This is a genomic window from Pseudomonadota bacterium, from assembly GCA_026388315.1.
GTDB lineage: Bacteria > Desulfobacterota > Syntrophorhabdia > Syntrophorhabdales > Syntrophorhabdaceae > MWEV01.
Map to the genome: position 1 here is coordinate 1 of JAPLKA010000097.1, position 18,157 is coordinate 18,157.

An 18,157-nucleotide genomic window follows, 5' to 3' on the forward strand; every position below is an offset into this window, starting at 1 on the left:
ACCTCTGTGTAAAAGGGAGGTTTGGTTTTGATTTTGTTCAGAGCGATAAAAGATTGACCACACCGCTTATAAAGAAAAATGGTGTATTTGAGGAGGCAAGCTGGGATGAAGCGCTTGATCTCGTTGCGACCAGGTTAACAGAGATAAAGGAAAAGTACGGTTCTGACTCGATAGGTTCTTTATCCTCGGCAAAATGCACTAACGAAGAAAACTATCTTATGCAAAAATTTATGCGCGCCGTGATCGGGACAAATAACGTTGATCACTGCGCACGTCTCTGACACAGCTCAACTGTCGCCGGTCTGGCGGCTGTGTTCGGTTCTGGAGCAATGACAAATTCTATAAGGGAGACCGAGGTTTCCCAGGGGTTTCTGGTGATTGGTTCGAATACGACAGAGAACCATCCTGTTCTTGGTTCAATGATAAAAAAGGAAGTTATAAACAATGGAAAGAAGCTTATTGTGGTCGACCCCAGGAAAATAGAACTTTCAAAAAATGCTGACTACTATTTTTCGATAAATCCAGGCACAAACATTGCCATCCTGAATGGCTTTATGCACGTTCTTGTAAAGGAGGGACTTTATAATAAGGACTATGTAGAAACGAGATGCGAGGGTTTTGAAGCGCTGTCGAAGACCCTTGAAAAATATACGCCTGAATATGTTGCAGAGATTTGTGGTATCGATAATCCCGAGGATATTGTGAGTGCGGCAAGACTCATGGCCGGGTTGAAACCCATGGCACTCTATTACTCAATGGGTATTACCCAGTTTGTGTCAGGTGTTAACGGGGTAAAATCTACTGCGAACCTTCAAATGTTGCTCGGCAATCTTGGTGTTGCCGGCGGCGGAGTAAATCCTCTCAGAGGACAGAATAATGTTCAGGGTGCCTGTGATATGGGTGCTTTACCGAATGTATACCCCGCTTACCAGCCTGTAACAACAGAAGAAAATAAGGCAAAATTCGAGGCCGCCTGGGATGTTTCCGGACTCTCCACCAAGCCGGGCCTCACACTGCTCGAAATGTTCAACCAGGCAATTGCCGGTAATGTGAAGGCAGTATATGAAATGGGTGAAAATCCGGTTGTATCTGACCCGAATCAGCACCATGTCATTGAAGCGCTGAAATCCTTGGAATTTTTTGTGGTGCAGGATATTTTTCTTACTGAAACCGCTCAATACGCAGATGTTGTACTGCCTGCCTGTGCCTTCCTCGAGAAGGAAGGCAGCGTGACGAATACGGAAAGAAGGGTCCAGCTAATGCACAAGGTTCTTCCGCCAAAAGGCGATGTGAAAGACGATTGGTGGATTATCACACAGGTGGCAAACAGGATGGGTGCAAAATGGCATTACACAAAACCTGAAGATATTTTCGAAGAAATCAGGAAGGTTACCCCGTCATATGCCGGTATAACCTATGAAAGGGCCGAATGGTCTCTGCTGCAATGGCCATGTCCTAACGTTGATCATCCGGGGACTCAGTATCTCCATAAGGAAAAGTTTTCAAGAGGCCTTGGTTTATTTACACCTATCGAATATACTCCACCGGCAGAAGGTACTGACTCAGAATATCCTATGATATTAACGACCGGACGTATACTTGACCACTTCCATACCGGTACAATGACAAGGAATTCAAAAGTGCTCGATGAAAATGTACCGGAAGGGTATATTGAACTTAATCCAAACGATGCAGAGAACTTCAATATAAAAAACGGAGAGCTTGTATCGGTATCGTCGAGACGTGGAAGTATCAGGATAAAAGCAAAGGTAACCGAAAAGGTAAAGCCGAATATAGTTTTTATACCTTTTCATTTCTTTGAGGCATGTGCGAACGTTTTAACAATAGATGCGCTGGACCCCTTATGTAAAATACCGGAATATAAGGTATGTTCCTGCAAGATAGAGAAGATTCAGCCTTAACAACAGTGAATAGCTTTATACTGTCATATCAATTTGCAAAGGGCGATGACCGCCATAATCCATAATGGGTGATGCGCGGTTGGCTATATAAAAATTTAAGGAGGGAAAATGGCTAACAAACCAGTAGAAATTGTCCAGCTTGCAGGTGACGCAGGGAAGTATAAGGCAAATCTCACACCCGGCAATTGGCTTGTGAGAAGCTTTATGGCAGGTCTCTTTATCGCTGTAGGAGGGGCGCTTGCAACGGTCTGTTCCACGGGGATGCCGATACCGGGCGTCAAATCTTTAATTGCAGGAGCAGTCTTCCCTGTGGGCTTGATCGCCATCGTGCTTACCGGGATGTCACTCTTTACCGGAGACACTATGCTTATCCCCATGGCGGTGTTTCAGAAAAAATCCACCTGGGCGAGGGTTTTTAACGCATGGTTCTGGGTATATATCGGTAATTTCATTGGTTCCCTTTTCTGGGCTTATCTCATGTCTGTCGGGCCTTTCAGTAAGGGTGGCTCACCCGAAGTGACTGTATTCGGGCAGAACGCAATCACTATTGCAGAAGCAAAGGTATTGCCATATATAGCAGCAGGAGGTGCAGGGCTATGGTCTGCGTTTATGAAGGGTATTGCCTGTAACCTTCTCGTGAATGTTGCCATTCTGCTTGCCATTTCCTCGAAGAACATGATCGGTAAGTTTTTCGGGATCTGGTTTCCCATCATGGCCTTTGTTTCGTCAGGCTTTGAGCATAGTGTGGCAAATATGTATTTTATTCCCACAGGAATTATGCTCGGCGCAAAAGTTACATGGGGTCAATTCATTTACTGGAATCTTGTACCAGTAACGATAGGAAATATCGTCGGTGGTTTCATATTTATCGGTGCAGTCTATTACTGGTCTTTCAAAAAAGAATTATCAAGCATGTCGCCTACATAGTCATTTCGTTCATAAAATGCCCCGGTCAGTAAAACCGGGGCATTTTTTTTATCCCGGATTTATCATTAGAATCATATGGGTGTCGGACCATCCCTCTCAAACACGCTCATTCCGCTCCAGTGGCTTCAATCGCTCGCGTTCGGCTTCGGAACTTTTGCATACACAAAAGACCAAGCTTCCTCGCCTCTCGACGGTTTGCTCCGGGATACCCGACACCTTCCTAACGACATATTTGGGTTTATTTTTTAGTAACCTTCAGGAGCCCAGTACCCATCACCAGGAAAACAAATACAGTTACAGGCCACACGGGGTGTACAATCCTGTGTATTCCGAAGATGAAGGAGAGGAAGAGGATTGCTACAGTGCCGATAAGGGAGATATAGGCAAATATGCTGTTAATCCTTTTGCCTATCCACCCGATGAATACGATGTAGACGATTGCACTCAATAAGACCGCGATCCAGGTAATTTCCCTGAGAATCTCCTTAACAAAAAACCCAAGGAGCAATGATATGGCGCCAATGAGAAGTGTTGTGATTCTTGAAGCAAGAAGGAGCGTTCTGTCATCGCTTATCTTAAACAGTGGCGCCACGTAGCCTTTTACTGCAAGGGTGGTGGCGCCCATCAGGAAGGGGGAGCCGGAACTCATAAGAGGCGCCCACATGCTGATAAGGAAAAAGATTGCGATAAACGGCGGGACAATGTCGAGAAGGGCGGGAAGGGCAGCAAGAGAGGGTATGTCAGGGAAGATATGTTTTGCTGCAATACCGCACAGGGCGGCCATTGCAACAACAGGTATGGCAATAAGATTCCCTATTAATATACCTTTTTTGCCTTCTTCAATGGTTCTTGCCGATGATGCTGTATTGATAACCGGCTGGGCAAGGACTCCCAGAGTAAAATTTATATATGCCCAGCTTAATGCCTGGAAGACCCCTAAATCGCCGAACGGCTGGAAATAAAAGGTGTGATGCGCCATTTGAGATAGCGCACCGGTATTAAAGATGACATAAAAGCCGCCCAGGAATATCCCGATGATTATTGCACCGATGTGGATGAGATTTGTATATGCCGTTGCAACAAAGCCTCCCATTACATTATAGAGGGTGAATACTATTGCAGTAAGCACCATACCTTCTTTAAAGGAAAACTGACCTTTCAGGATGACACTGAGTATTACACCGCCGCCGACGATCTGCATGGTAACGACCCAGATTGAGAAGACAAGCTGCAGTATGCCGGCGAGTTTTGTCGTTTTCTTATCGTAGAGACTGCCTACTACATCGAGTATTGAATACGTTTTTTTGCCCTGCAGGATTTTACCAATGAGGAGACTTGTAATGCACATGGCTAACCATATGCCTACCTGGAACCACAGGGCGCTGATCCCGTGAATATATGCCCCCTGGGCCATACCTACTATAGATACACCGCCAATCCATGTCCCCGCAATCAACACTGATATAAAAGGGATAGAAAGTCCTCTCGATGCGACAAGATATGCTTCAGATGACCGTGATTTTCTTGTGACATATATACCGGTCAGCCATAAGAGGCATACATATCCGCCGATGGTAAGGAGATAGATGGTCTTCATCGCTTTACCTCCTGCTGAAAAACTCCGCTAAACGCTCCTTAAATAGTGGTTTTCCGGCAAGCTCGGAAACATAGAACCTTTCCTTGTCGAGGTGGTTGTCAAGACCTGAAAACAGCGAGTCATTCACAAGGTCTTTGAAATACTTTATGGTTTCCATGGGGAGCATTTTAATCTCTTTGATGAGATCGGTCAATTTTCCTTCTAATTCATCCTCTTCTACGACAACATTTACCAGCCCCAGTTCCTTTGCCTCGGCCATATCGATATTTCGTGATAGTAAGTAAAATTCATTAAAACGTTTTGCACCGACAAGCCTGGAAAGCAATATGCTCCCGCCGCCATCCGGGGTAAGACCTATTCTCCTGTACCCCATGTTCATTACGGTGTTTTTTGTGGCAACAGACAGGTCACATGCCAGAGAAAGCCCAATACCTGCACCCACCGCTACGCCTTCCAGTACGGCAATTACAACAGCGCCGGTGTTCCTTATAAGCTTTATACTTTCGTGGAGCACACCGGCCATTGTATCGATGCGTGCGCCCGGGTCTTTGCTTTCTTTAAATTCAATAAGATCTCCGCCGGCGCAGAAGGCCTTTCCTGATCCTCGAATAACTATTATTTGAGCGCCGCTATTATCAGCTTTTTGCAGTGATTTATGGAGATGGACGAGGAGTTCCGAATTCATTGAGTTTTTCTTATCCGGCCTGTTAAGGGTGATCGTGTATATTCCGTTTTCGGATGATTCCAATATTACTGACATTTTTCCTCCTGGATTTTAAGCTAATGAATTTTCTATGATTAAATATTTGAGAGGAATTTGCAATACAAAAAAAGAATAATTTTAAATGGAGTTAATACCTGAAACGATAATGCAAATCGCAAACATATAAAACCCATCATTCCTAAATACTTACAACAGATGTTAGAGGTAAATTATCAGATATAAGCATGTTAGAATCTATACCGGTTGGTTATGGGAAAACTCATGTCTTTTCCAAATGATTTTTTTGTAATTTTTATGCCTATCGGGGATTGTCTTCTCTTGTATTCATTTTTTTGAATCATGGCGATTATCTTTTTTACCAATGCAGGGTCGCTCCCCATAGCAATTAATTCCTCAATTGTTTTATTGTCTTCGATGCAGCCCTTGAGGATGGGGTCGAGAACCTCATAAGGCGGGAGCGTATCGGTATCCTTCTGGTTGTGTTTCAGTTCTGCAGTGGGGGCTTTTGTGAGAATCCTCCCGGGTATTATCTGTGTGACGCCCCTTTCGTTTATCCATCGTGCCAATTCATATACAAGCGTTTTTGAAACGTCCTTTATTACGGCAAAAGCTCCTGCAGTATCGCCGTATAACGTGGAATAACCGGAGCCGACCTCTGATTTATTGCCAGTGGCCAGCACAAGCCAGTCGAAGTTATTTGAAAATGCCATAAGGATATTAGCCCTGATGCGCGGCTGGATATTCTCCCGGGTTAACTGTGAGGGGGACTCGTTATTTAAAACTGATGTCCACAAGTTCAGGTAAGAGTCATAAAGCGTATCGATGGGCACCTCGATGCACTGTATATTGAGATTCTTTGCGATTTCGAGTGCATCAATTTTGCTTTCTTCAGAAGTATAGCGCGTGTGCATTGATATACCTGCAACGTTTTTTTCACCAAGGGCATCCCTTGCAATGACAGCGACGAGTGCGGAGTCAATGCCTCCGCTCAGACCAAGTACAACCTTTTTAAAACCGTTTTTCCTCACATAATCCTTTGTTCCCAGGACAAGTGCCCTGTAGACCTCTTCGACGGGTTCCAGGGTGTTCACGATTTTGCTTTGAACCGGTAATTCCTTTTCCTTAAGTTTGGAGGGTATGCTTATGCTTTTCATTTTATAGTCAGGTGATGGGATATTTTTCTTCAGTTTGATGTCTGTCAATAGCAGGTCTTCTTCAAAGGCAGGGCTTTTTGCAATGATTTTTCCGGTTGTGTCTGCCACAAAACTGCCGCCTTCAAAAACCCATTCGTCCTGTCCTCCTGTCATGTTAAGGCAGGCGATGTATTTCCCGTTCCTGGATGCTATCTTCGAGACCGCCTTTTCTGTTTCGGCTGGTTTCCCCGTATAATAGCAGGACGCATCCATGCACAGGATGATTGACGAAGAGGTATTACGTTTTAGAATGCCCGTATTGTCGAGATGTTTTAAATCGTTAAGAAAAGCCGGATAGAATCCAATGCCGTCCAGATCGTACAAAGGATAATTCCTGCCGCGTTTAAAATATTTGGTGTCATCAAAAACGTTGGATTTTGTGAGATTTATTTTACGGTAAGTGTCTATCAATTTTCCATTCGCAATGATACCGGCTGCATTGTAGAGCTTTTTATCCGTTGAATCCGCGAAGCTAACAATAGCAACGATATCTGTTGTGTGTGTAATAATGTCATCCAGACGAGACATGGCGTCTTTCAAAAAACTCTTGTCGAGCAGGAGGTCTTCGGGCGGATAACCGGTTACTGCAAGTTCAGGAAACATCACAATATCGGCATCATTTGCCCTGGCTTTTTCAATATATTCGATTATTTTTTCTGAATTCCCTTTCAGATCGCCAACTGTGGGGTTAATCTGTGCCAGTGCAATTCGTAATGTTTTCATGAGTATTCTTTATAACATAGCGTTCCGTTATTATTCAAGCACAAGAACCACTGGAGCTTTTTCAGTTTTGATACCGCTTCGCCATCAAATGCTAACCAAATTGCTTGATAGCGGGAGCACACATCCCCTCGCACTTCCGCACTACTCTCCCGACCATTGCAGGGCTTGCATCGCTCGATATGCAAGGGCGGAGGCTACCCGAGGATGTTCAATGCCTGCACATCATCCCACATTGCGGGAACGCTCTGCTTCACCACACAATGGTTCCCCGGTCGTTCCGTGAGTTGTGCTCAGGGCAGGCGCTCCCGTTCTAATTTATCAAATGATGGCGAATTGGTATTATATGGCCGGAACGCTATTTCTCCTTCTGCAGGGTGACCCAAGCCGTGCTCGAAGTCGCGACTCGCAAAAAGTATTTCCTGCCATAGCGCAATTCATTGTATCCTTATTTATCATGTCATATTGATATTTGCTGTTCTGTTGAAGAGTTCAACAGGGCGAAACATCCTGATAAGGTGTATGATGTGGGAGGGGTAATGAGTGAATTGGTAAGATATAACCTTAAGCCCGAAACCCTCCCGGAGGAAATCGTTCTCACAGTGAGAACGATTTCTGAAATCTCTGCAAAATCAATACAGACGCTGCATCGCACGATTTCACTTTTAAAACTTTCTGATGAGATTCAGAGTGCAATCCGCAATGAAGGCAGTGAATGGTGAATAGTGGATGGTTGAACCCCCATATATAGTTTTTGATAGCCGAGCAGTATCGGTTATCAGCATTCATTGGATGCATACTTGAAAAATAGTCAAGGCTGTGCAAAAATAAAAAAAACAGCAGACGAAGAAGGAGGAAAAGAAATGAAGCATCCACTATTAACAAAATCTTTCGGCTGGGTTATTCTGGCTCTTGTGATGACTATTTTTCAGGGATTCAGCAATGTGAGTGCCGGAGATCCAGCCGCTGAACTGGCGGAACAGTATCTGAAAAAAGTCCCTGTTGCCCGGTTTGATACGGCGATGACGATGGAAGAGGCGGTGAAAGTACAGGAACAATTTGTAGCCCGACTCATCAAAGAATTCGGTGAGCCGGTGGGATATAAGGCGGGATTGACAAACCCCGACATACAGAAGGCCTTTGGCGTATCAAACCCCGTGAGGGGAACTTTATTAAAAAGGATGATACTGCAGAGCGGTACTATAATCCAGGCAGATTTCGGTACCCGCCCCATGAGCGAGGGGGATTTGGTTGTAAGGGTCAGTGATGAAGCGATTAATCAGGCAAAGACTCCGGAAGAAACGCTAAAGTACATGGATGCTGTTATTCCCTTTATAGAACTCCCTGATCTTGTGTATGACAAAAACGTCAAACTCAACGCCCCGGCCCTTGTTGCAATCAACGTGGGTGCCCGTTACGGGGTTGCAGGTGAGGCAATAGCGATCAAGGCAACACCGGAATGGAGAGACCGGCTGAAAAATTTCACCCTCCGGATTTTTGATGAAAAGGGCACTCTTGTTAGCGAAGGTAAAGGATCGAGTCTGCTTGGTGATCCCTTAAATGTGGTTTTCTGGATCAAGGATTCACTCGCTGCCGAGGGAAAGAAGCTGAAAAAGGGTGATTTACTCTCCCTTGGGTCGCTAACAAAAATGATACCTTCAAAACCTGGTTCAAGCGTACGGGCAAGATATATCGGCCTGGATCCTGAAGGCCCTGTGGAGATAATGGTCACGTTCAAATAGGGAAGAGTTGAACATTGAATCACACTCTCCACGGGGGTGGTAAAACGGGACAGTCAAACTCAATTAAAAACGGTTTATCCCATGTTATGTCATGGAGAAATATCTTTTTCAGACCCTCTAAGCTTTTGGTCTTTTTCGACTTTATGCCGAAGGCATTGGCTAACTTGCAAAAATCGGGGTTATTGAGCGTCATAGAGCCTTTGATTCCGTAATTATTATTCATCACGTCTTCAAGAATGCCAAAACTGTTGTTGTTATGAACAAAGATCACAACGGGAATATTGTATTTTACCATCGTGGCGAGCTCCCCTATTGCCGGGAGAACACCGCCATCCCCGCAAAGAGCGAGACAGGGTCTGTCCGGTCTTCCTATTTTTGCCCCTATTGCCGCCGGGAGTGAATAAAAAATTGGAGATATACCCCTTGGCATGATAAATGTTTTTTGGTGATACACAGGAAAATAATACTCCGCAAAATAAGAGGGCAGGTTTAAATCGCATACTGTCATCGTATCGTCAGGGATTGCCTTCCTTATAAGATTTATCAGAGGGAATCCGGGGGACAACTCTTTTAGCTGTTCCAACCCCTTTATATGCGCATTTTTAAGCGTTTCAATATCCCAGTCGAACTTCCTTCCTTTAAGGGTCTGGCTGAGACTTCCCAGTATTTGTTTTATATCTCCTACTATCGCTAACTTTGTTGGATAATTTTTGCCAATCCATTTATCATCAATATCGATATGGATGAGTTCTTTAACCTTGACACCCCTGCGTCTTGCATCAACATCACGCAGCCGTGTCCCGACCGCTATAACGATATCGGACGATGAAAGGATCTCTTTCACGATGCCTTTTTGCATAATATTACCAAAGTTGTACATGCTGTTTTCGTTGACTATCCCTTTTCCTCCGGTAGTTGTAAGGAACGGTATCGATAATTCCCTGCATATATCGTCAATGATTGGTCGTGCCTCTTCAAACATCAGTGATTTTCCGCCTATAATTACAGGCCTTTTCTTACCGTGCAGTATCTCTTCAAGTTTGCTCAGATCGTAGTCTGTGACTCCCTGTCCTTTGGCTTCTTCCCCTTGACCCCTTGAACCCTCGACCCCTTGAACCCTGTTTTTTGCCCCCTGCGGTATCTCTTTCTCGAAAAATGTATAAGGTACAGAAACAAGAACAGGACCTTTTCGTCCCGAAACAGCGGTCTGATATGCGTCATTAAGCAGGGGTATCATTTCATCCGTTTTTGATATGGCATAAGTCTTTTTGGTAAAATGTGTAAACATCGCCTCCGGCTCAGCAAGTTCATGAAGTATCCCTTTTCCTATTTCTTCTCTTCCGGTATCCACATGGATAATTAAAAGCGGTATATCGTCGTTGTATGCCTCCATACAGCCGGAAACTGCATTTCCAAGACCCGGCCCGGGCGTAACAACAATTACTCCGATTTTGCCGGAAGTCCGCGCATATCCATCTGCCATGATAGTAATATTATTTTCATGCCTTCCTATAAAACTGTTAATATTTGATTTTAAAAGGGTTTCATTAAAGGGAAGTGTGTGAATACCCGGTAAATGGAAAATAGTGTCAATATTGATGTACCTAAAAAACTCTATAAGTGACTGTTTTCCAAGCATATATCTCCTAATTGAACGAGTTTAGCATACTAAGCCTGAAAGTTAAATAAAAATTTACTTGACAAAATTTTATATTATTTTGTTTAATAATGTAAACTTTTAGGTAGCTTATATTGTTATGATGAAAATTGATGGATCAAGCATAGGTGAACGGATAAAGATGCTGAGGCAGGCCAAAACTCTGACTCAGGAAGAGCTTGCTATAAGGGCTGGTCTTACAAAGGGGTTTATCTCCCAGGTAGAGCGGAATCTTACATCATTGTCTGTGGAGAGTCTTATTGGAATACTTGATGCCCTCGATGAAAAACCTTCAACATTTTTTGACGGTGCTTTTGACGAGAAGATTGTTTTTCAGATGAAGGACAGGGTTGACATGGAACATGAAGAGGTGAAGATGTTCCAGATTCTTGTTCCTGCAGCCCAAAACAGGCTGATGGACCCCGCGCTTCTTGAATTGGATGTAGGTGAAAAAACCTCTGAAGATGAACCTCATGAAGGAGAGGAATTTGGTTTTGTTCTTTATGGGGGTATTGAGCTTGTGCTTGGCGGGAAACCCTACAAACTGAAAAAGGGTGAATGTTTTTACTTTAAAGCATCGAAGAAGCATTATATAGCAAACAGGCGAAATAACAAAGCGTGTGTTTTATGGGTATCTTCGCCTCCCAATTTTTAAGTGCCCCTCCGGGCAGGCAAAAAGTATGAGGGGGGCTGTGAATATGATGTTTTAAATAGCGTGGAACGCATAAAGAGAAGTAACCCGCAAACGTGCCGGGTATTAAAAAGTTTGGGAGGTGGTTAGAGTGATTATTAAAACACCCACGAAGTTCTTTCTTGTCAGCGGTTCGTCAGAAGGTTTCTCACTATTAAATGCATTTGATGGCGCCCTTCTGGCTTCAGGTGTCGGAGACACCAACCTGGTGAGAATGAGCAGTATTCTTCCTCCAAACTGCGAGGAGATTAAACCGCCTCCGGTTCCATTGCCACAAGGAGCCCTTGTGCCTGTAGCCTATGCATCTCTTTATAGCGACGTTCCCGGAGAAGTGATATCTGCTGCAGTGGCAATAGGCATACCAAAGGATACTAATTGTGCCGGCTTGATTATGGAGTATTCAGCGCGGGCAGAAGAGCGTGTTGTAGTGGAGCAGGTCAGGAAGATGGTGGAAAAGGGCATGGAAATGAGGAACCGCGCAATAAAGGACATAATGGCTATTTCGGCCACATATAAAGTTGTCGCTATCGGGGCGGTATTCGCCGGCGTAGTCCTGTGGGATTAGCATGCGAAGAGAACTTACAAAAATGACTCCAAGAAAAGTTTTCTTTACAAAAGGGGTGGGTGTTCATAAAGACAAACTATCATCCTTTGAGGTTGCATTAAGAAATGCTGGCATTGAGAAATGTAATCTCGTGTATGTGTCAAGCATATTCCCGCCTGAGTGCAAGATTCTTTCAAGGGCAGCCGGTCTGCAACTTCTCAATCCCGGTGAGATTACGTATTGCGTAATGTCCCGAAACGAGACAAATGAACCGAACCGTCTTATCTCTGCAGCAATCGGGTTTGCCAGGCCGACGGATTACTCCCAATATGGTTATCTCTCCGAACATCATGCGTTCGGTGAAAAAGCCATTGTCTCCGGGGAATATGCAGAAGATCTCGCAGCTACAATGCTTGCAACGACACTCGACATTCCGTTTGACCCGAACCAGGCATGGGACGAACGTAAGCAGTCTTACACGGCCAGCGGCCACATATTCAAAACCAAAAATATCTGCCAGTCTGCAGAGGGCAATAAAGACGGTCTCTGGACTACGGTACTATCGTCAGCAGTATTCATTATCGACTGAAATGCCAAAGCCTCCCCTTAGTTTCTGCGGGCTACCCAATGATGGTACTGATTATGCCCGGGCCTCTACGGTCATACTACCGATTCCTTTTGATAAAACCAGCACATGGCTTAAAGGTGCCGACAAAGGCCCTGCAGCGATAATTGAGGCATCCGGATATCTCGAACTCTATGATATAGAGACCGACAGCGAGGTCTACAAAAAGGGAATTTTTACTGCCAAGCCGATCCGTTCGGCCTCCTCTTCTGCTTTGATAAAAAAAACTGAAGAGGCAGTCACGCGCTATCTTAGAGATAATAAACTTGTAGTCACTCTTGGTGGTGAACACTCTGTTTCTATCGGCGCTATCAAGTCCTATGCAAAGCGCTATAAGGATCTCAGTATTTTGCATCTTGATGCCCATGCCGACTCTCGCGACTCATATGAGGGAACGCGCTATAATCATGCTTGTGTTATCGCACGTGTCCGGGAATTTACTGAGAACATTGTTTCTGTAGGGATACGCAGTATGGACGTTTCGGAGTGCTCCGGCATTGATAATAAAAAGATATTTTTCGCACATACAATACACGATTCTGACCAATGGATACATAATGCAGTTCGCTTGCTTACCGACAGTGTGTATATCACCATTGATCTTGATGTCTTCGATCCGGGTATCATGCCGTCAACAGGGACTCCCGAGCCGGGTGGTTTAGGCTGGTATCAGGTTATGAAACTCCTCTATGCTGTCTCGAAGTCAAAACGAATCGTCGGGTTTGATGTTGCTGAGCTTTGTCCATCAGATTCTAAAGCCCCCGATTTTCTTGCCGCTAAATTAATCTACACGCTCTTAAGCTATATCGATGTGAACAAACCAAAAAACATAATATAAAATGAAGCAAATGAAATTTGATATTTAGGAGACCGTTTATGAGCAATATAAAGAACCATGGAAGAATAATGATAATCGGGGCCGGGGGCGTTGCCACCGTTGCGGCGCACAAATGCGCACAGGTTCCCGAAGTCTTCAAGGAAATACTGATTGCAAGCAGGACGCTCTCCAAGTGCGAGGCCATCAGGAAGGATATTAAAGAGAGATACGGCAGAGATATCCGGACGGCGCAGGTAGATGCCGACAATGTGCCGGAACTGACCGCTCTCATCAGGAAATTTGAGCCGGACGTTGTCCTTAATCTCGCGCTCCCCTATCAGGACCTGCATATTATGGATGCCTGTCTGGCCGCAGGGGCACACTACATCGATACGGCAAATTACGAGCCCCTTGATGAGGCCCACTTTGAATACAGTTGGCAATGGGAATACCAGGAGAGATTCAAACAGAAAGGGATTATGGCCGTTCTCGGCTCAGGATTCGATCCCGGCGTCACCAATATCTTTACCGCCTACGCGCAGAAGCATCTTTTCGATGAGATCAATTATCTGGACATACTGGACTGCAATGCCGGAACGCACGGCCACGTCTTTGCCACAAACTTCAACCCTGAAATCAATATCCGGGAAGTAACACAGGCAGTGAGACACTGGGAAGAGGGGAGCTGGATCGCAACGCCCGCCATTATTGATGAAGGCAGCGTCCATTTCGGTTTTGATTATCCGATAGCAGGGATGAAGGAAAGCTATCTTCTCTACCACGAAGAACTGGAGTCGCTGGTTCAGAATATAAAAGGGCTGAAACGGGCCAGATTCTGGATGACATTCTCTGAAAATTACCTTACCCACCTGAGGGTGCTCCAGAACGTGGGCATGACAAGGATAGACGAGGTTGACTACGAAGGGCAGAAGATCGTTCCGATAAAGTTTCTCAAGGCATTGCTGCCCGAACCGGCTTCCCTTGGAACAAAATATACAGGAAAGACGGTCATCGGCAACATCATGACGGGGAAAAAGGCAGGAAAGACCATTACCCGATATATCTACAATGTCTGCGACCATGAAGAGGCGTTCAGGGAGACGGGAACTCAGGCAATTGCCTATACGACCGGTGTCCCCGCCATGATCGGGGCCATGATGGTGCTCACAGGAGTCTGGCAGGGGGTAGGGGTATACAATATTGAGCAGCTCGATCCGGATAAGTTCATGGAGGCATTGAATACATATGGGCTTCCCTGGCAGGTGGTGGAAGCTGTGCCGCTTCCTGATAAGGTGTGAAACATTTCACCGCGGCGATTGACGCAAAGAGCAGCGTGATGGAAACTATGAAAAAATCTGTTTTAGCTGGAACACTATTTCGCTCCCTGCTTCGCTGCGCTTTTTACCCACTACAGTTTCGAATTGCACTCAATTTCGCAAACTCGTCCAGTATGAACGGGACTCAGACATGCGAATTGCTCCCGCCTCAGCGGGAGACGTTTATTCTCACCGAGTGGGTGCCAAAAATGCTCGAAGGCGCGACTCGCGAAAAGTTCTTCCAGCTTATGATGAAAATAGTTTATTTGAGCAGAAGGCTGTCAATTCCCGAACTTACTCTGTTGCTCAAACTCTGCGAGAAACGATCTCCCCGTACGGAGAAGCTTCACGATGATTGCAAATTGGAAAAATTACCGGGGTAATAGCTGATGGGTGCTGATAGAGAAAAGGATTCTAAAAAGAAAAGCTTTGTTGCGGCGAATGAGAGATTCCTTGAGATCGCAGCAGGCAATATTGCAACACCGGTTTATCTCCTTGACGAAACCCTCATCGAAGAAAATATGCGGATCCTGCAATATGTAAAAGACAGCACAGGCTGCAAGATATTACACGCGTTGAAATCATACGCTTCATTCGCTACGTTTCCGATGATGAGCAGGTATCTGGACGGAACCTGCGCAAGCGGTCTCAATGAAGCGAGACTCGGCCGCGAAGAATTCGGGAAAGAGGTGCATACCTTCGGGGCGGCATACAGAGAAAATGAGATCAGGCAGATACTGAAGTATTCCGACTCCATCATATTCAATTCCTTTTATCAGCTTGAGAAGTACGGCAAAATGGCGCAGAAAAGCGGCGTGCAAATCGGCCTGCGGGTCAATCCCGGACACGCCGAGGTCGAAACCGACATGTACAACCCCTGCGCGCCATATTCGAGGCTTGGGATCGTTCACGATGTGTTTAGCGAGGAATTTCCGAAGCATGAGGGCAAAGTTAGCGGGCTGCACTTTCATGCGATGTGTGAGCAGAATTCAGACGTCCTTGAAAGAATCCTCAAATCCTTCGAAAAGCTCTATGGACCATACATAAAGGGACTGAAATGGGTCAATTTCGGAGGCGGCCACCACATAACCCGTGACGATTACGATCTGGAGCGTCTCATCACACTCATAAATACATTCAAGAAAAAATACAGAGTGCAGGTATATCTCGAACCCGGTGAGGCGAGCGTCCTGAATGCCGGGGTTTTAATCTCATCCGTTCTGGATATTGTAAACAATGAAATGGAGATTGCCATCATAGACGCGTCTGCGGAAACGCATATGCCCGATGTGCTCCTTATGCCCTACAGGCCGCACATAATGAATTCAGCCCTGCCGAATGAGAAGAAATATAATTACAGAATCGCCGGGCCAAGCTGTCTTGCCGGGGATGTTGTGGGCGATTATTCCTTCGATGAGCCTCTGAAAAGAGGGGACAGGCTGGTTTTTGCCGACATGGCCCTCTACAGCATTGTGAAAAGCACTACCTTTAACGGCATAAATCTCCCGGATATTGCGGTGATAAGGGAAGGGGGCAGGGTGGAGGTGGTACGGAAGTTCGGCTATAAAGATTATAAGGGAAGGCAATCATGATAATTAACCTACTTCAATTCAAGAATGTTACCATTATCAAAGGGAATTACAAAAAAATCCTCGATGCAGTCTCGATAACCATTCGTGAGGGCGAGAATGTTGCAATCCTCGGGCCGAACGGAGCTGGTAAATCATCCTTCATTAAAGCAATTACCAGGGAGCACTATCCCATCCCGGAAGGTAAGCAATTTTCCTTTAAAATTTGGGGACAGGAGAATTGGGATGTTTTTGATTTGCGCAATCGGTTGGGTATTGTGACCAACAACTTGCTGCATGTTCACACCCGGGAAATTTCCGGCATGGATATCGTGTTATCCGGGTTCTTCAGCAGTATCGGGCTGTGGCGCCAGGTTGTCACTGTAAAGATGAAAAGAAAAGCCCTGGAGGTTCTCGAATTTCTGGAAATTGCCCACCTGAGAGAGATGAAGATGACCGAGATGTCTTCAGGCGAAGCACGGCGGTTTCTCATTGCCCGGGCGCTTGTCCATAAACCGAAAGCGCTTATTCTCGATGAGCCGACCAACAGCCTTGACCTCCATGCGCTCCATATATTCAGAAAGACCTTACGCAAAATCGCAGGGTCCGGTACAAGCGTAATTCTCGTCACCCAGAGTCTCCATGACATCATCCCGGAAATAACCCGGATCGTCCTTATGAAAAAGGGCCGGTTTGTGTATGATGGCGCTAAGGATGCTGCACTGACGAGTAAGAATATCAGCAGGCTCTATGATGTGCCGGTAGAAATAATGAATAAAGACGGCTATTATTACGCATTCTTCGTGGGGTAAAATCCTTCCTTCCTATCTGTATGACCCGGTTATTTTATCATTACAGCTTTACAATAAGCACTATTAAGAGTATTATTAATAGTACGAATATGATAATGTAATCTGATCATTATTTCATGGTAACGGGAGGTTGTAATGGGAACAATTATTAGTGCCAATGAGCTTAAAACAAAGGGTGTTGCCGCATTAGACAAAGCCACGGGTTCCGGTGAGGAAGCAATTATATCTGTGAGAGGCAAGAATCGCTTTGTGGTTTTACCCATCGAACAATACAACTATTTAAGAGACTGCGAGTTGGAGGCTGCCCTGCGTGAAGCAAAGGATGATCTTGCAAAGGGCAAGTTCAAAAAAGAAACCGTTGAGAAACATGTCAAGAGAATAACACGTGGCTGAAATTCTATACACGGATAGTTATAACAAAAGGGCGAGGAAATTCCTCAAGAAACATCCGGAACTTCTCGGTCAGTATGAAAAAACACTTAAATTGCTGGAAATCAACCCTTTTCATCCATCGTTAAGGCTGCACAAACTTCAGGGAAGGCTGTCGGACCTGCATTCGGTATCTATCAGCATATCATACAGAATCTCAATCTTCTTTATTATTGAGGATAATCAAATCGTACCCATCGACATTGGAAGTCATGAAGAGGTTTACTAAAAGGAAAGCCGGTAGTATAAGGTATTGACAATCCTCACCTCACTGTTTTGGCTATTGTCTCAAACCCTGCTTTCAAAAAGTCCAAATCAAATGCAAAGGCTTTCTGGATGTTCGATGTTTTCATAACCTCGAAAGAGATACAGTCGGTAAAACTGAAGCGTTGGTCGTTGTATTTTTCAAATAATTTTAAGGCGCCCATGAACAGCTTTTCCTTTATCCAGATTACTTCTGTGCTCGGGCTTTGTATGATTGCGTTCACTGCGATGAGCGCTGCATCACTATTTGCCCTTATCTTGAGAAGTGTCAACATCTCATCAAGGATGTAGTCCGTTGTGCAAAGGATTGCTTTTTCTTGCTTTAGCTGTTGCCATATCTTCAGGGCGCTTTCATGATTCGTATCTTTCTTATCGAAATAAGCAACCCAGGCAGAGGTATCAACAAAGACCCTCATTTTTGGTTTCCGTAAAGATATTTGTCGTGATTCTCGGAAAGGTCGGTTCCACATTCAATAAACCCTGCCAGTTCATCAAGGGTGTCTTTTCCTGAAGATTTTCCCTTTATTTCTTCCAGGTATTTATTTACTGCCTCCCGGACAAGCTGAGCCATTGAAACATCTCTCCTTTGAGATTCTCTTTCTATCTCAG

General features: G+C 45.0%; 20 protein-coding genes. 14 read left to right on the forward strand and 6 right to left on the reverse strand.

Annotation, left to right across the window (positions count from 1 at the left end; all coding sequences use genetic code 11):
• Positions 1-53 precede the first annotated feature (53 nt).
• Both fdhF and NTX75_14185 read left to right on the forward strand, forming a co-directional pair.
• Entirely contained in the window at positions 54-1,922 is a 1,869-nt protein-coding gene (fdhF, locus tag NTX75_14180; GenBank protein MCX5817362.1) for a formate dehydrogenase subunit alpha, read from the forward strand.
• A gap of 108 nt (positions 1,923-2,030) precedes the next feature.
• Complete coding sequence (locus NTX75_14185; GenBank protein ID MCX5817363.1) at positions 2,031-2,849, forward strand: formate/nitrite transporter family protein; 819 nt, start codon at positions 2,031-2,033, stop codon at positions 2,847-2,849.
• A gap of 238 nt (positions 2,850-3,087) precedes the next feature.
• Here the strand turns inward: NTX75_14185 and NTX75_14190 are convergent, their stop codons facing one another.
• From NTX75_14190 to NTX75_14200, 3 genes are all read right to left on the reverse strand, one after another.
• On the reverse strand, positions 3,088-4,446 hold the full coding sequence (locus tag NTX75_14190; protein MCX5817364.1) for a hypothetical protein: 1,359 nt from the start codon (positions 4,444-4,446) through the stop codon (positions 3,088-3,090).
• 4 nt (positions 4,447-4,450) lie between these two features.
• Positions 4,451-5,206, reverse strand: a complete 756-nt coding sequence (locus NTX75_14195; protein ID MCX5817365.1) for an enoyl-CoA hydratase/isomerase family protein — start codon at positions 5,204-5,206, stop codon at positions 4,451-4,453.
• A gap of 191 nt (positions 5,207-5,397) precedes the next feature.
• On the reverse strand, positions 5,398-7,086 hold the full coding sequence (locus NTX75_14200; protein MCX5817366.1) for an NAD+ synthase: 1,689 nt from the start codon (positions 7,084-7,086) through the stop codon (positions 5,398-5,400).
• Positions 7,087-7,622: 536 nt separating this feature from the next.
• On the opposite strand from NTX75_14200, the gene NTX75_14205 reads away from it, so the two are divergent.
• Both NTX75_14205 and NTX75_14210 read left to right on the forward strand, forming a co-directional pair.
• A complete protein-coding gene (locus NTX75_14205) occupies positions 7,623-7,805 on the forward strand; it encodes a hypothetical protein (protein MCX5817367.1) in 183 nt (60 codons plus the stop codon).
• Between the two features lie 78 nt (positions 7,806-7,883).
• A complete protein-coding gene (locus NTX75_14210; protein ID MCX5817368.1) occupies positions 7,884-8,825 on the forward strand; it encodes a hydratase in 942 nt (313 codons plus the stop codon).
• Between the two features lie 19 nt (positions 8,826-8,844).
• Here the strand turns inward: NTX75_14210 and NTX75_14215 are convergent, their stop codons facing one another.
• Positions 8,845-10,464 carry a thiamine pyrophosphate-binding protein gene (locus tag NTX75_14215; protein ID MCX5817369.1) on the reverse strand — a complete coding sequence of 540 codons (1,620 nt, stop codon included), beginning with the start codon at positions 10,462-10,464 and terminating at the stop codon, positions 8,845-8,847.
• A gap of 118 nt (positions 10,465-10,582) precedes the next feature.
• Between NTX75_14215 and NTX75_14220 the strand changes: the two genes are divergently transcribed.
• The 10 genes from NTX75_14220 (at position 10,583) to NTX75_14265 (ending at position 17,513) form a co-directional block, all read left to right on the forward strand.
• Positions 10,583-11,137: a cupin domain-containing protein gene (locus tag NTX75_14220; GenBank protein MCX5817370.1), complete on the forward strand. Its 555-nt coding sequence runs from the start codon at positions 10,583-10,585 to the stop codon at positions 11,135-11,137.
• Between the two features lie 127 nt (positions 11,138-11,264).
• Entirely contained in the window at positions 11,265-11,738 is a 474-nt protein-coding gene (locus NTX75_14225; GenBank protein MCX5817371.1) for an arginine decarboxylase, pyruvoyl-dependent, read from the forward strand.
• A 22-nt stretch (positions 11,739-11,760) separates the two neighbouring features.
• Positions 11,761-12,306 carry an arginine decarboxylase, pyruvoyl-dependent gene (locus NTX75_14230; protein MCX5817372.1) on the forward strand — a complete coding sequence of 182 codons (546 nt, stop codon included), beginning with the start codon at positions 11,761-11,763 and terminating at the stop codon, positions 12,304-12,306.
• A gap of 1 nt (position 12,307) precedes the next feature.
• Positions 12,308-13,180, forward strand: coding sequence for an agmatinase (gene speB, locus NTX75_14235; protein ID MCX5817373.1), 873 nt, complete (start codon positions 12,308-12,310; stop codon positions 13,178-13,180).
• Between the two features lie 38 nt (positions 13,181-13,218).
• Positions 13,219-14,457 carry a saccharopine dehydrogenase family protein gene (locus NTX75_14240; GenBank protein MCX5817374.1) on the forward strand — a complete coding sequence of 413 codons (1,239 nt, stop codon included), beginning with the start codon at positions 13,219-13,221 and terminating at the stop codon, positions 14,455-14,457.
• Between the two features lie 47 nt (positions 14,458-14,504).
• On the forward strand, positions 14,505-14,858 hold the full coding sequence (locus tag NTX75_14245) for a hypothetical protein (protein MCX5817375.1): 354 nt from the start codon (positions 14,505-14,507) through the stop codon (positions 14,856-14,858).
• A 90-nt stretch (positions 14,859-14,948) separates the two neighbouring features.
• On the forward strand, positions 14,949-16,067 hold the full coding sequence (nspC, locus tag NTX75_14250; GenBank protein MCX5817376.1) for a carboxynorspermidine decarboxylase: 1,119 nt from the start codon (positions 14,949-14,951) through the stop codon (positions 16,065-16,067).
• Positions 16,064-16,855: an ATP-binding cassette domain-containing protein gene (locus NTX75_14255; GenBank protein ID MCX5817377.1), complete on the forward strand. Its 792-nt coding sequence runs from the start codon at positions 16,064-16,066 to the stop codon at positions 16,853-16,855. Before nspC ends, NTX75_14255 begins: the two co-directional genes overlap by 4 nt.
• 135 nt (positions 16,856-16,990) lie before the next feature.
• Positions 16,991-17,248, forward strand: a complete 258-nt coding sequence (locus NTX75_14260; protein MCX5817378.1) for a type II toxin-antitoxin system Phd/YefM family antitoxin — start codon at positions 16,991-16,993, stop codon at positions 17,246-17,248.
• Positions 17,241-17,513 (forward strand): plasmid stabilization protein, encoded by a 273-nt coding sequence (locus NTX75_14265; protein ID MCX5817379.1) that lies wholly within the window; start codon positions 17,241-17,243, stop codon positions 17,511-17,513. The genes NTX75_14260 and NTX75_14265 overlap by 8 nt, the downstream gene beginning before the upstream one ends.
• Positions 17,514-17,547: 34 nt before the next feature.
• On the opposite strand, the gene NTX75_14270 is transcribed toward NTX75_14265, so the two are convergent.
• Both NTX75_14270 and NTX75_14275 read right to left on the reverse strand, forming a co-directional pair.
• Entirely contained in the window at positions 17,548-17,964 is a 417-nt protein-coding gene (locus NTX75_14270) for a PIN domain-containing protein (GenBank protein MCX5817380.1), read from the reverse strand.
• The coding region (locus tag NTX75_14275) for a hypothetical protein (protein ID MCX5817381.1) at positions 17,961-18,157 on the reverse strand (197 nt) is incomplete at its 5' end. The genes NTX75_14270 and NTX75_14275, both read right to left, overlap by 4 nt.